This window comes from Nostoc sp. (assembly GCF_036917535.1).
GTDB lineage: Bacteria > Cyanobacteriota > Cyanobacteriia > Cyanobacteriales > Nostocaceae > Nostoc.
The window spans coordinates 13,196-25,205 of sequence record NZ_JBALDA010000017.1 but is presented as its reverse complement, the minus strand read 5'-3'; the positions used below and the strand labels follow the sequence as shown (position 1 = coordinate 25,205).

8 protein-coding genes are annotated in these 12,010 nt (G+C 41.0%); all 8 read right to left on the bottom strand.

Annotated features, from left to right (window positions below):
- Positions 1-309: 309 nt before the first annotated feature.
- The 8 genes from V7K56_RS36945 to V7K56_RS05715 all read right to left on the bottom strand — a co-directional run bounded on the left by V7K56_RS36945 (position 310) and on the right by V7K56_RS05715 (position 11,767).
- Positions 310-633, bottom strand: a complete 324-nt coding sequence (locus tag V7K56_RS36945) for a hypothetical protein (RefSeq protein WP_442939925.1) — start codon at positions 631-633, stop codon at positions 310-312.
- Positions 634-1,525: 892 nt separating this feature from the next.
- Positions 1,526-3,070, bottom strand: coding sequence for an HlyD family efflux transporter periplasmic adaptor subunit (locus V7K56_RS05745; protein ID WP_334908453.1), 1,545 nt, complete (start codon positions 3,068-3,070; stop codon positions 1,526-1,528).
- Between the two features lie 272 nt (positions 3,071-3,342).
- Positions 3,343-3,528, bottom strand: coding sequence for a hypothetical protein (locus tag V7K56_RS05740; protein WP_334908451.1), 186 nt, complete (start codon positions 3,526-3,528; stop codon positions 3,343-3,345).
- Between the two features lie 106 nt (positions 3,529-3,634).
- Positions 3,635-6,574, bottom strand: a complete 2,940-nt coding sequence (locus V7K56_RS05735; RefSeq protein ID WP_442939923.1) for a peptidase domain-containing ABC transporter — start codon at positions 6,572-6,574, stop codon at positions 3,635-3,637.
- A 25-nt stretch (positions 6,575-6,599) separates the two neighbouring features.
- Positions 6,600-7,379 (bottom strand): peptidylprolyl isomerase, encoded by a 780-nt coding sequence (locus tag V7K56_RS05730; protein WP_334908449.1) that lies wholly within the window; start codon positions 7,377-7,379, stop codon positions 6,600-6,602.
- Between the two features lie 666 nt (positions 7,380-8,045).
- Positions 8,046-8,804 carry a pre-peptidase C-terminal domain-containing protein gene (locus V7K56_RS05725; RefSeq protein WP_334908447.1) on the bottom strand — a complete coding sequence of 253 codons (759 nt, stop codon included), beginning with the start codon at positions 8,802-8,804 and terminating at the stop codon, positions 8,046-8,048.
- Positions 8,805-9,571: 767 nt separating this feature from the next.
- Complete coding sequence (locus tag V7K56_RS05720) at positions 9,572-10,336, bottom strand: PPC domain-containing protein (protein WP_334908445.1); 765 nt, start codon at positions 10,334-10,336, stop codon at positions 9,572-9,574.
- Between the two features lie 675 nt (positions 10,337-11,011).
- Positions 11,012-11,767, bottom strand: coding sequence for a PPC domain-containing protein (locus tag V7K56_RS05715; RefSeq protein ID WP_334908443.1), 756 nt, complete (start codon positions 11,765-11,767; stop codon positions 11,012-11,014).
- Positions 11,768-12,010 lie beyond the last annotated feature (243 nt).

The window sequence follows — 12,010 nt, the reverse complement described above, 5'->3', positions numbered from 1 at the left end:
TATCCTGTCTGGGTTTGAAAAATTGCTATATTAGAGTCAAAAAGTCGTTATTTACAACGTAAAATCTAGCCTTTTGAGGGCATATTACAGGTTTTTACAGGCATCTCGGTGCAATGTCAATTTTATCTGAAGTTGCATAGAATAGAGGGGTGTCCAAATAGTGCATTTTATGGCTCTTATCCTATGCAACTTCATACTAAATTGGTATGATTGTAGTTTATGTTAGGCACGCAATCAATCAAATGCCTACTCTACAAGAGAGTTAGAGTTTAAATTCTGTAAGAATCCTCAGAGAGTTCTAAAAAAGCGCTAGCTAGGAGCATGACCAGCTGTGCCCTGGCAAAAACCGGAACTGCTACAGGTTCGCGCCCCATCACACTGCGTGTCGTTGGAGCATCTGTTCGGTCCGCCAGGGTTGGTGGCCTCGTCCCAGCAGTAGGTCGGTCCCTTGGGACCAGGATTTGGCTCTCGCGCCGTCCCCTGGCAAAAACCGGCGCTGCTGCAGGTCCGCGCCCCATCACACTGCTCGTTGTTGGAGCACCTGTTTGGTCCGCCAGGGTTGTTGGCCTCGTTCCAGCAGTAGGTCGGGCCGCTCCCAGCTAGTACCACTGTAGGTCTCAGACTCAAAGTCATGGCCAGACTTAAAGCCAGGGCCAGAACAGCCAGAATTGTCAAATTCACAAACTTGCTAAATCGTTTCATATGATTTTCTGATTTTCCTCTGTAAATCGGTTACACCGTAACAATAGGCCAGCGTGACAATGCTGTACTATTGCTGTAATTAAATAATATGATATAATCGTAGACCCGAATCAAACGAATAATTAATCTTGTTTATCAGTTTTTATCTCTTATATCAAATCTGCTGATCCTACTAGTCAGAGACTACAGTAGATAAAGTCATATAAAACCTATATCTTCTGGTGATATTACTTATTTAACTTGAGACAAAAATTGTAAGGAAAGCGTATTAATTTAGCTTGCCTTCGCACGACGGGCAAAAAAAGGCTAGCCACCAATGGTAATAAGTTAGACCACGGATTAGGTCTTGGTCATCAGATATCACTTTGCAACGTTGAAATAAAGCCTCTTCTAAGTGATCTAAAGAATCAAAGGACACGAAGCGCGATCACGTCTTTTGATTGGCGATAACGATTTTCTAGTTCCTCAATACTTAGGTGAGGTTCTATACAAATGCGTCTTGGCATATACTTCGTTATCTAATAGACGATTATGGACTCATATTTGATTTCTAAAAAAACATCAGTACACTTTTATTCCTTTTTACCTGTTCCCTGTTCCCTGTCTCTACGAGTAGTTCAGGAATCAAATCGGATTCCTATATGTGCAATCAACCGAATTTGATATCAGCAATTGGGTTTTCCCACTCTGACAAAAGAGGAATAATGGATAGCTTTATAGGAGAGAGGTTTGGAGAGAAGTTTTCCAGATTTTGTAAAAAGTCAGAAATTCTCCTTGGCGTCCAAGGAGGGGCGTTGAAAACTGCTGTGAAAAACTATTTTGTTCAGCGGAGAGACTTTAAACTTTCAGTTTTTTGCACTAAGAAATCAGTGAAGATACTCATAATCGTGCGCTGACGTAATTTCACATTCGCATTAATGGACATCCCTGATTGCAATGGAATTTGACGCTGATTAATCAGTAACTTCTGCCCATGTAGGCGGACTTTTGCAGAAAAACGCCAGAAATTATAAACTTGGTCTGGAGGTAGAGCGTCAGAGCCAATTTCAACTAATTCGCCTTTGATATCACCATACTCTTGGAAAGGAAAGGAATCAATTCTCACATCAACTTGTTGCCCTTCTTGGACAAAGCCAATGTCGCGGTTGGTGATGTATACGTTAGCAATTAAGTTATCGCTAGGAACGAGTTTTAAAAGCGGTTCGCTGGAATTAACTACAAACCCTGCTGTTTTGGCTTTGAGTTCAAAGATGGTTCCATCTACGGGTGCAGTAATTTTTTGATATTTCAGGGTTTGTTGTGCCTGAACCCATTTACTATCAATTTCACCAATTTGACCATTAATTTCATAGATGCGTTTTTGATTATCTACAATTATCTTGGTTAATTGGCTGTCTATTTCGGCAATGTTCTTGTCATTATCTGTAATTTTGGCGAGTAAGTCTTCTTGAGACACAGCCGCAGTGTTACGAAATTTTTGATTTGATTGAGCGATCGCTAATTGTAATCGCTGCTGTTCCCGATTCAATCGGATCACTTCAGATTGTTTACTGCTGACATCCTGCTGCTGTTTCAAGTATTGCACCTGGGAGATAGCCCCCTGTTGCGCTAAAGGTTCAAATTTGTGAAGAATTTGTTGATTAATTGTCAGCAACTCTTTAGCACTAGTTAATTCCGCTTGAGTCTGAAAAAATTGCTGTTGCGTCTGTCCCGTTTCTAAATTAGCTGTGGCTAAACGCGATTCTAATTCTATTTGGCGATTTCGCAAGCGTAACTGTTGCTCTTTTGTGAGAGTATTTCCAGCAGTCGCACCATTTAACTGTGTGCGGTACAACTGGTTTTCAGCAATAATTGCGGCTCGGCTTTTGGTTAAAAAGGCTAGTTCTGGTTTAATTTTCAACAGAGCGGTTTGCTGTGCTACTTCTTGTAGTGATATGTTCTCTTGAAGCTGACGGCGATAGAAATCATTTTCTTGCTCTAGCGCCTGTTTAGCAAGCAATTGAGCAGCACGACTTTGCTTTAACGAAATTAACTCAGCCTCAGAAGTAGTTTTTTCTAGGCTAACGAGTGTTTCACCTTTTTTGACTCGCTGACCATCTTTGACTAGAATCTCTTTGACAACACCATTAACCGGAGCCTGAATTTCTTTGACTGCACCCTGTGGTTCTAACTTGCCAGTCGCATGAATTGATTCATCAATTTGGAACACCGAGGCCCAAATTACTGCGAAGGTACTAACTCCAACAATAGTCCAGGCGATCGCTCGTGACCAAGTAGGAGTTTGTTGTAAAAGTACTGGTTGATCGAATTTATATTGAATATTCATAATAAATGGGGAATGGGGAATGGGGCATTGGGCATTGGGCATTGGGCATTGGGGAGTGCTGAATCAATATGGTTCGGTTAAGCCCAAAAAATAAAAATGTGTAGGTTGGGGAGCCACTGCGTTGGACGGGTTCCCAAGGCACTCCGTTGGGCGGCTTTGCCGACTTGAAGGAAGTGCCATCGGCTTGAAGCAAGTGGCGTTTGAGGAACGAAACCCAACATTTTGCGGGGTTGGTTGGGTTGAACTTTAGTGAAACCCAACCTACAAATATTCTTAACCGAACCCTATTGAGTGCTGAATTAGGAGTACTAAGGTTAAAGTTTCGAGTTCAAAGGCTCAACGTTCCAGCAAAAAGGTGCAGCTTCCGAGTTCAAAGGCTCAACGTTCCAGCAAAAAGGTGCAACTTCCGAGTTCAAAGGCTCAACGTTCCAGCAAAAAGGTGCAACTTCCGAGTTCAAAGGCTCAACGTTCCAGCAAAAAGGCTCAACTTCCGAGTTCAAAGGTTGAAGTTCCGAGTTCAGAGGTCAAAGTTCCGAGTTCAGAGGTCAAATCCAACAATATTTTCTCCTGCCTCCTGCCTCCTGCCCCTTGCCTCCTGCCTCCTGCCTACACTTTCGCTTCCTGTTGCTGATACAGACAGTAGTAATAACCTTTGAGCGCCATCAATTCTTCATGAGTTCCCTGTTCTACCACAGCACCTTTATCCATCATGAGAATGACATCGGCGTTGCGAATTGTGCTGAGGCGATGAGTAATGAAAAATACTGTTTTATTTCGGAAGGCTGTCGCTAAGTTACGGCAAACTTGGGCTTCAGCATTGTAATCTAAGGCGCTGGTAGCTTCATCAAGGATAAGCAATTGCGGATTTTGCAGAACAGTACGAGCGATCGCTACTCGTTGGCGTTGTCCTCCTGACAATCCCGAACCTCGCTCGCCGACACGGGTATTATAGCCACTGGGCAGAGACATAATAAAGTCGTGGGCATAAGCTATCTTGGCAGCAGTAATAATTTCTTCATCGCTAGCATCAGGATATCCCAAGGCAATGTTTTCGCGGACTGTACCATCGAATAATAGGGTATCTTGTAACACCATACCAATTTGACGGCGTAAGGAATAGAGTTCTACTTTACTGATATCGTAGCCATCAATCAAGATTTTGCCGGACTTGGGTTCGTAAAGTCGGGGTAATAATTTTAGCAGTGTGCTTTTACCGGAACCACTTTGACCAACAATTCCCACAAAGGAGCCAGCAGGAAAATCTAAGTTAATATTGCACAGTTGCAATGGCCCGTGTTCACGGAAACTGAAGCTGAGATTTTCAAAGCGGACATTACCTTGAACACTGGGCATGAGAATATTTTGACAGTCACCGATTTCTACTTCTTGAGGAGTGTCTAAAATATCAGCAAGGCGTTGCAGAGATAAAGCGGTTTCTTGAAAGTTCTGCCAAAGTTGCATCAAGCGTAACAGGGGACTGGTGACATAACCAGCCAGAATGCGAAAGGCGATGAGTTGTCCTAAAGTAAGTTGCTGATTGAGGACGAGAAAAGCTCCCACCCACAGCACTAACATACTAGAAAACTTGTTGAGGAAGCTGCTAACAGAACTGGCGGTAGTTTGGGTAGAGACTGTTTTGAAACCAGCGCTAATGTAACGAGCATAGCGTTCTTGCCATTGCCAACGCGATCGCATTTCTAAATTTTGCGCCTTGACTGTCTGCATTCCCCCCATCACTTCCACTAAATAAGATTGCGTCTCGGCATTGCATTCGGCTTTGTGTTGCAATTGTCGCCGCATCAGAGGTGATACCAGTAAGTTGAGCAAACCAAACAACGGCACTGTTGCTAAAGCAACTAAGGTCAGTACTGGGCTGTAAACCGCCATTACCACGATATAAACTACAGAAAATACTGCATCCATCACCACAGTTAAAGCTGTACCAGTTAGGAAAGAGCGAATGTTTTCCAATTCGTGAATGCGCGTTGCCAATTCCCCTACAGGACGGCGTTCAAAGTAAGATAATGGCAGACGTAACAGGTGATTAATCACCTCAGAACCAAGGGTGAGGTCAATTCGGTTAGTGGTATCTGTAAATAAATGAGTGCGGACGCTGGTAAGTATTGCTTCGATGACTGCAACTACTAGTAAAAAGATGCCAAAAACTTCTAGGGTATCAGGACTGTTACCAACCAATACTTTGTCAATAATCACCTGGGTGGCGAGGGGATTTACTAGCCCAAACACTTGAATAACAATAGAAGCGATGAGTACTTCAACTAATACTTTGCGATAGCGTCGCAGTGAAGGTACAAACCAGCTTAAATTAAACCGTGACTTGGGAGTGTTTTTGTTAGTTTGTAGCAGCAGTACTTCACCTTCAGCCCCCCAATTTTCCGCAAAGTCTCGCAATTTGTAGCGCAGTAGTCCCATTTCTGGAACAGCAATGAGTAACTCTTGATTGCTATTTTTATAAACGATCGCAAAACTATCTTGCCAACAAATCATTACTGGTAGTTGCAAGCGGCTGACTGCGGCGGCGGGAACTTTCACCATCTGTGTTGTCAACCCCATTAACTCGGCGGCGGCGGCGCAAAATTGTAGAGATATACTACCTTTTTGTTCATGCTGCTTTGTCAACACCCGGTGCAGTGTATCTCGACGCAAGGGAATATTAAAGTATTGGCTCAACATTTGGAAGCAAGCTAGGGAAGCATCCAACGGGCCTCTACCCTTGATATAAGGATACTTTTTTGGTTTCCCCTTCGCTGTCGGTTCTTCTATGACAGTAATTTCTGAGGCGTAAGGAATTTCTGCGGGTAAAAATGTTTTTGGTGCGGGGGCGAGATTTTCTCCAATTATTGACTTAGGCAATCCCACCAGACGCATATTTAAATTAAATTTCAGCTTGGGGTTAAGTTCATCTAACTCTAGGCGACTACCCACGGGGAACTCAGCATCAAAATTACTGCTGACTAACCACAAAAATTCTGAGTCTAACTGCTGATGAAATTTGCGTGCAGGAATTGTTTGGACGATCGCAACTTCAGTTGCAACCTGGGCAAGTTTAACTAAATTTCTGCTACCATCTGCGCGACGGCTGAGTTCTTCGGTAAGTAGTTCATGCACTTCTAGAAGAGTGATTTCATTTTGCAACGCTTGGACAAAAGCCTCTTCCTGCTTGAGTAAGGTTAGAAAACCAGCAATAGGTAGATTAATAGCAATTACTTCAGTAGAAGCGATCGCAGTTTCACAAGCAACACCCCGCACATGACTTACCCAACCCAAAACCTCTCCTGGTGAGAGTAACTTCAATGTCGCCGGATTTTGCGCTTGGGAATTGTAACCTAATAAACGCGCTTGTCCTTGGTAGATAATGCTAATCCAATTGGGCATAGCTTCCCTGGTTACTATTACTTGCCCGATGCGATAACGACAAAATTGTACCTTGTCGAGCAAATTTTCTAAAGAACTTTGTGGCAGATAATTGAAAGGAAATAGATTGGCAAGAAATTTTTGAATATCAACGATTGTATTTGTCATCATCTTGGACATCCTATTTTCATGAGTTTTAGGCTGTGATGGCTTCTTGAAGCTGTGCTGGTTTAGTATTGATTCCCATCCAAGTTTTTTCTTCTGGAGAAAGTTGATTCAGTTGTTGTTTAAACCAATTTTCAAAATTTTCTTGTAGCAATCGTTGGCGCATAAAATCGTCCAACTGGGCAGTTATAAACTTTTCCACACGTATAATCACCCATGATTCTCCAAAGGGTATGGGTGCTTGAACTATACCTACTTGATTTGTACAGAGTAACTGAGCAAAATTAGGAGCGATCGCACCAAGTTCTACTGGGCCGATGATGCCATTTGTATCAGCTTCCGGCCCTTGAGAATATTCACGCGCTAGTTCAGCAAATGACTGTTCTCCTTCTGTAATTCGGAAGAATAGTTCGTTGGCAGTTCCTCTGTTTTCAATCCGAATTAAAGAATAAATGACTTGATCAAAATGCCTTTTGTATTTGAGGAAGTAAGATTCTAGTTGATGTCTCCAAGTTTGTTGTTTGAATTTTTCGACTCTGAGCTTGCGGGTGGTAAAAAGTTCTAATTGTTCTTGAGTCAAACCGTAACGCAAACACCAATCTTGGATTTTTTGCTTGGTTGTCAAATCCCACTGCTGATAAAATTGCTCTAGAGCATGGGATGTTTCGGCTTCTGTGCAGGTGATGGGTGCGATCGCAGATTCGATAATGCTCTGAGATAACAATTGCGGGATTAAGTTGTAACTAGCTAAGAAGGGGATTATTTCTGGCGGTAAGAGACCGCTATCGCCTAGTTGTAATGTTTTATTCATATTTACTTGTGCAAATATTTGAGCCGTGCAACCATAAAATTTAGAAATTTTCAACACAGCCTTAGCTGTTTGGTTTGGTGCTTGCCGTGTTCAGAACCTGTTGTTTAACCATGAATCTAAATTAAACTGTTTTTTTAAGAAACACAGCATGAAAAAGACTTCAATAGTTAGGTGTTTGTTAAAGTAAATTCCAGGTGCTTTGTATTGTTTAGTCATAAAAAGTCTTATAACTCACCATTTGCATCATCGAGAATGAGTTTAATCAAATAGAAGATGTATGAAGAAGTAGGCGAAAGCTTGCGTCAGGCGATAGTTTTGACAAACTTTGGCCATACTTAAAAAATTGTTATAATTGATACAAAAAACCTCTGAGTTACCAGAGGTTTCTGATGGTTAAGTTGATGTTTTTAGCAGTCTTTAGGCGATCGCTCGTACGATCTAATACCAATTTGAAAAAAGAATGCGACAGATACACATCTCCAAAACCTTGTCGTGTCTGGATTCTTAATTTTGAATTTTGAATTGGTATAATTATGTTGCCTAAAGTGTGGAATAAAAGCAGCAAAGTTCAGGTATGATTCTCTGCCGCTTGCATCATTTGCATACCCTTGAAAGCACTGCTATACAATACTTTCAAGTACTACTGATTACTGGCAATGCCTAAACTTAAGTAGGGATGATCGTCGAGTTAAAATTCACATTGTAGTTAGTGCTACCAGTGAATTCAGTGACCTGCAAGAAGTAGTCACCACGTCCATCAACGACGAGCTGTTCTGGAGTAATACCTCCCCTACTAGAGCTGGCAATTACCTCACCTGCATCGACGATACGATTGTTGTTAGAGTCTCGAATCACTCGGATATCAGCATCGCTGCTTAATCCGTCTAATCTAATGTCAACCCTCTCAAGTCTTGCCAAAGAGAAGCTATAAACATCGGTAGTGTTAGTGTTACTGACGTTACCTGTACGAGTGACGTTACCTACCGCTAACAAGTTATCAATTATAAATTCCTTAGGTAGAAGGTTGCTGGAACTGTCTGAAACTGGAATAGTTCCAGAAGGTTTAGTTGCAGACAAGGCTAAATCGTAACTGACATCGCCTGAACTACTAGCAAAGCGAGATACTTCCGCAAAAAAAGTACCTGAGCTAGTTTTAAAGTTAATTGCGTCATCTTGGTTGAGTGCCCGAGCGGAAAAAAGTCCAACATTTCGGTCAAAACTATCTAGTACACCGTTATTGTTCGCATCTCGAAACAATGCGATATCGGCATCATCACCAGCGCTGATATTTGTCAAAGACAGGTTGATGTTGCTGGCATCAGTGATTTTGAACTCAAAGACATCTGTTGGATCTGTTGTAGTTAAACTGGAGTTATTTTTAACAACAGGAGTGCTACCGAGTATACCAAGATCGGAAAGTGCCATTTTTTTGTCCTTTATGTGTTGATTGTGATCAAGTCAAGTTCAGATTGAGTTATGGTTTGCACAGATGTAAATTTCAATTGAAATCGACATTTACTAGAATGTGGTGGCTTAGAATTTGATGAAAATAAATATTCTTTATTATTTTCAATAGAGCCTTAGCCGTTTGGTTTTGTGCTTGGCGTGTTCAGAACCTTTTGTTTAACCATGAATCTAAATTAAGCTGTTTTTTCAAGAAACACAGCATGAAAAAGACTTCAATAGTTAGGTGTTTGAAATTAAATTCCAAGTGCTTTGTATTGTTTAGTCATAAAAAGTCTCATAACTCACCATTAGCGTCATCAAGAATGAGTTTGGTCAAATAAAGGATGTATGAAGAAGTAGGCAAAAGCTGGCGTCAGGCGATAGTTTTGGCAAACCTTGGTAATAACCAAAAACTTGTTGCAATTGATACAAAAAAACCTCTGAATTACCAGAGGTTTCTTATGGTTAACTTGATGTTTTTAGCAGTGCTTTAGGCGATCGCTCGTACGATCTAATACCAATTTGATAAAAGAATGCGACAGATACACATCTCCAAAACCTTGTCGTGTCTGGATTCTTAATTTTGAATTTTGAATTTTGAATTGGTATAATTATGTTGCCTAAAGTATGGAATAAAAGCAGCAAAGTTTAGGTATGATTCTCTGCCGCTTGCATCATTTGCATACTCTTGAAAGCATTGCCATACAACACTTTCAAGTACCGCTGATCACTGCCGAAGCCTAAACTTAAGCAAAGGTGGTAGTGAAGCGGTCAAGAAACACGGCATAGCTAGTGTTACCAGTGAATTGATTAACCTGTAAGTAGTAATCACCAGAGTCAGTAATGTTAGGAATAGACTCTGAGGTAGTACCACCCTTAGCTGAGAGCTTAACTTCTTCACCAGGATCGACAATGCGATCGCCGTCAATATCCCGAATCAACCGAATGTCAGCATCAGCACTAACTACGTTCATCTTAATATTCACACCCTCAAAGTCATTGAGAGAGAAGTGGTAAACTTCAGCAGTGTTACCATCGCTGATGTTGATAGCACCAGCAAGGACTGTATGAACTGGCACATGACCTACTTCAAATTCAACAGGTAGAAGGTTACTGTAATCGGATGTCGAAGCAGGTGTAGTTGCAGATAAGGCTAAGTTATAACTTACATCGCCTACACTATCCTGAGCAGAACGAGAGACTTGAGCAAAGTAAGTACCTGCGTCGGCTTTATAGTTAATAGCTTCATCTTTGTTGCCTGCAAGGAAACTTGCGAGGGCAGACTGGGTAACGAAGCGATCGCCGCCGTCAAATATACCGTTGTTGTTAGTATCACGATACAGTTTTAAATCGGCATCATCACCAGCACTAATGTTTGTCAGAGACAGGTTGATGTTTCTAGTGCCGTCAATTGAGAATTTGAAGACATCAGTTGGGTCAAATTTACTTAATGACTGATTCTTTTCAACAACAGGGGTGCTATCTAGTTTTCCAACAGGAATAAGACTCATTTTTTTCTCCTTAATAAATTGATTGTGTTCCGATTAAATTCAGGTAAGTTGTGGGCTTTAAAGATGTAAACCTTTAACTTGAACTGACATTTATTAAACTGGAATTACTGAAGGTTTTATGCAAACAAGGGAATAAATTGTATTGTTTACATTCAACCTTTAGCTGTTTCCTTTTGTATTTGCCGTGTTCATAACCTGTTGTTTAACCATGAATCTAAATTAAACTGTTTTTTCAAGAAACACAGCATGAAAAAGACCTCAATAGTTAGGTGTTTGAAATTCAATTCCAGGTGCTTTGTATTGTTTAGTCGTAAAAAGTCTTATAACTCACCATTGGCGTCATCGAGAATGAGTTCAATCAAATAAAGAATGTATGAAGAAGTAGGTGAAAGCTGGCGTCAGGCAATAGTTTTGGCAAACTTTGCTAACATTTAAAAAGTTGTTGTAATTGAATACAAAAAAACCTCTGAGTTACCAGAGGTTTCTGATGGTTAAGTTGATGTTTTTAGCAGTCTTTAGGCGATCGCTCGTATGATGTAATTATGTTGCCTAAAGTGTGGAATAAAAGCAGCAAAGTTCAGGTATGATTCTCTGCCGCTTGCATCATTTGCATACCCTTGAAAGCACTGCTATACAATACTTTCAAGTATTACTGATTACTAGCAATGCCTAAACTTAAGCAGGGATAGAGAACGGGCTAAAAGTCACATTGTAGTTAGTGCTACCAGTGAATTCAGTGACCTGCAAGAAGTAGTCACCACGTCCATCAATGTTGGAAATCAGTTCTGAAGTAATACCTGCATTATTAGAGCTGGCAATTACCTCACCTGCATCGACGATGCGATTGTTGTTAGAGTCTCGAATCACCCGAATATCAGCATCGCTGCTTAATCCGTCTAATATAATGTCAACCCTCTGACGAATTCCCAAAGAGAAGCTATAAACATCGGTAGTGTTAGTGTTACTGACGTTACCTGTACGAGTGACGTTATTTGACAAGTCACCTTCTACAAACTCCTTAGGTAGAAGGTTGCTGGAACTAGCTGAAATCGGTAAAGTTCCAGAGGGTTTAGTCGCAGACAAGGCTAAATCGTAACTGACATCGCCCACACTAGTGCTAAAGCGAGATACTTCGGCAAAAAAAGTACCTGAGCTAGTTTTAAAGTTAATTGCGTCATCTTGGTTGCTTGCCCGAGTGGAAAAAAGTCCAGCTTGTCTATCAAAACTATCTAGTACACCGTTATCGTTAGCATCTCGAAACAATGCGATGTCGGCATCATCACCAGCGCTGATATTTGTCAAAGACAGGTTGATGTTGCTGGCATTGGTGATTTTGAACTGAAAGACATCCGTTGGGTCTGTTGTAGTTAAACTGGAGTTATTTTTAACAACAGGAGTGCTACTGAGTGTACCAAGATTGGAAAGTGTCATTTTTTTGTCCTTTAGATGTTGATTGTGAACTAGTCAAGTTCAGATTAAGTTATGGTTTGCACAGATATAAATTCAGATTGAAATCGACATTTACTAGAATGTGGTGGCTTAGAATTTGATGAAAATAAATATTCTTTATTATTTTCAATAGAGCCTTAGCCGTTTGATTTTGTACTTGCCGTGCTCAGAACCTTTTGTTTAACCATGAATTTAAATTAAGCTGTTTTTTCAAGAAACACAGCA

Excerpts from the sequence above, each read along its gene's own strand:
- V7K56_RS36945 (WP_442939925.1), bottom strand. The coding sequence starts at position 633 with ATGACTTTGAGTCTGAGACCTACAGTGGTACTAGCTGGGAGCGGCCCG.
- V7K56_RS05745 (WP_334908453.1), bottom strand. The coding sequence starts at position 3,070 with ATGCCCAATGCCCAATGCCCCATTCCCCATTCCCCATTTATTATGAAT.
- V7K56_RS05735 (WP_442939923.1), bottom strand. The coding sequence starts at position 6,574 with ATGATGACAAATACAATCGTTGATATTCAAAAATTTCTTGCCAATCTA.
- V7K56_RS05730 (WP_334908449.1), bottom strand. The coding sequence starts at position 7,379 with ATGAATAAAACATTACAACTAGGCGATAGCGGTCTCTTACCGCCAGAA.
- V7K56_RS05725 (WP_334908447.1), bottom strand. The coding sequence starts at position 8,804 with ATGGCACTTTCCGATCTTGGTATACTCGGTAGCACTCCTGTTGTTAAA.
- V7K56_RS05720 (WP_334908445.1), bottom strand. The coding sequence starts at position 10,336 with ATGAGTCTTATTCCTGTTGGAAAACTAGATAGCACCCCTGTTGTTGAA.
- V7K56_RS05715 (WP_334908443.1), bottom strand. The coding sequence starts at position 11,767 with ATGACACTTTCCAATCTTGGTACACTCAGTAGCACTCCTGTTGTTAAA.